Here is a 1733-nt window from a genome sequence, read left to right on the forward strand (position 1 = left end):
CGGCCGATGGCGCAGAACGCACTCCAGGGGGCCAGGCTCTGGCGGCCGATGGCGCGGACCGGACCATGACAGGACGCCTGGCATGATCAGAGCCACCTTCGTCCAAACGAAAAAAAACCCGCCGAAGCGGGTTTTTTGAGGACCAATTTGACTCCCTGTCTGGCATTCCGTGCCTGGTCCCATCATCCATGATCCCGAGCACTCCCTGTACTCAGTGGATGGACACAGATTAAGCCCATGACCGTCCTGGAAAAAGACGAGAACGCAGTGCCTATGCGTAAGCCTTTCGCCATACAACGCCGCTACAGCTTTTTACAGGCGAAAAAAAACCCGCCTAAGCGGGTTTTTCCAAGACCATTACGACTCCCTGTCGATAGCCATCCATGCAAGGTCGATCGTCCCTGATCCTGAGCACTCCCTGTGCTTCAGTGGATGAATACAGATTACGCGTCGGATCCAAAGTGCAATAGTCGACATCACTACCATCGCGTGTAAGACATTCGCCATACCACCCTTCCGATTCCCCTTAGTTACCCTCAGGGATCACCATCAATCGTCGATAGGACCGAGCTCAAGACTTGTTAAGGAACTCCTCGATATTGGCCATCTGCTCATCCCAGCCACGGCTGTCCATGCGGAAAGCCTTGAGTCGGCGTGCTTCGGGAATGCCGTCAAACCCCGACTCCACCACCTTGAGCAAAGTGCCTCCGTCGATGTCTTCCAGTTCGAATTGAACCCGCGTCTCGGGCTCCTGAGAGTAATCCACCTGGGGTTCGATGGCGTAGGGATGCCAGCGAAACGAGAACACTCGCTCAGGCTCGACCCGCTCTACCGCCACGTCCCAGGTAAGGTGCTCATAACCGGGATAAGTGATCTGCCCCTGGGTCCGTTCACCAGCCACAAACCGCTTACCCTCCAGGGCCACGCCGAACCATTGGCCAAAGGCTTCGGCATTGGCCAGGGCACGCCAGACCTGGGAGCGCGGCGCCTTGAGCAAGATCTTTCTTTCGATGCGATCGGATAAATGCATGGGTCACCTCCTGTGTTCAACAGTAGGCTTGTAAGACCACAAGGCCAACCGGAAAGTTGTATCAGACCGTTGTTTGAGTATGGGCCGATGACTGAAACCTAAAGCAGCGAGGTAAACTCCTCCGGCTTTTCCCCCCTTCAAGGAGAGATCGACCATGTCCTCACGCTTGCTACTGGCCCTGACACCGTTATTGTTTGTCGCCCTGGCCCAAGCCGACGACTGCGCCAATGCCACCACCCAAGGCGAGATGAACCAATGCGCGGCCCAAGAGAAGAATGCCGCCGACAACGAGCTGAATAGCTTGTACAAGCAGATCACAGCGCGCCTGAAAGACAATCCCGAGGGCAAGCAGTTACTGGTCAAGGCACAGCGGGCCTGGATCGGTTTCCGTGACACTGAGTGCAAGTTCTCTGCGTCCGGGGTCGAGGGTGGCAGCGTCTATCCGCTGATCTACAGCAACTGCATCACGGCGCTCACCAAGGCGCGGGTGGAGACCTTCAAGACCTACCTCAAGTGCAAGGAAGGGGACCTGAGCTGCCCGGTACCCGAGGCGTAGACGCTTCACCTTACGCAGTTAAACGGGTGCCCATCGATGCAATAGACACCTGGTCTGCACACTCGCGGTGAGTGCAAACTTTTTTGAGAGCAAAAACAAAACCCCTACCTGCGTCAGCAGATAGGGGTTTCGGAATTTAATCTTGAC

The 1733-nt window shown here is 56.1% G+C and carries 2 protein-coding genes; one reads left to right on the top strand and one right to left on the bottom strand.

Translation table 11 applies throughout. The annotated features are described in order from the left end of the window. Positions 1 to 571 precede the first annotated feature (571 nt). On the bottom strand, positions 572 to 1030 hold the full coding sequence (locus ACODTO_RS29520; RefSeq protein ID WP_139644684.1) for an SRPBCC family protein: 459 nt from the start codon (positions 1028 to 1030) through the stop codon (positions 572 to 574). A gap of 154 nt (positions 1031 to 1184) precedes the next feature. On the opposite strand from ACODTO_RS29520, the gene ACODTO_RS29525 reads away from it, so the two are divergent. Beyond that, positions 1185 to 1586, top strand: a complete 402-nt coding sequence (locus ACODTO_RS29525) for a lysozyme inhibitor LprI family protein (RefSeq protein ID WP_139644686.1) — start codon at positions 1185 to 1187, stop codon at positions 1584 to 1586. The last annotated feature ends 147 nt before the right edge of the window (positions 1587 to 1733 follow it).

This window comes from Pseudomonas sp. FG13, from assembly GCF_057809755.1.

What these genes read in the sequence shown, in the direction of transcription:
- ACODTO_RS29520 (WP_139644684.1), bottom strand. Translation starts at nt 1,030, where the DNA reads ATGCATTTATCCGATCGCATCGAAAGAAAGATCTTGCTCAAGGCGCCG.
- ACODTO_RS29525 (WP_139644686.1), top strand. Translation starts at nt 1,185, where the DNA reads ATGTCCTCACGCTTGCTACTGGCCCTGACACCGTTATTGTTTGTCGCC.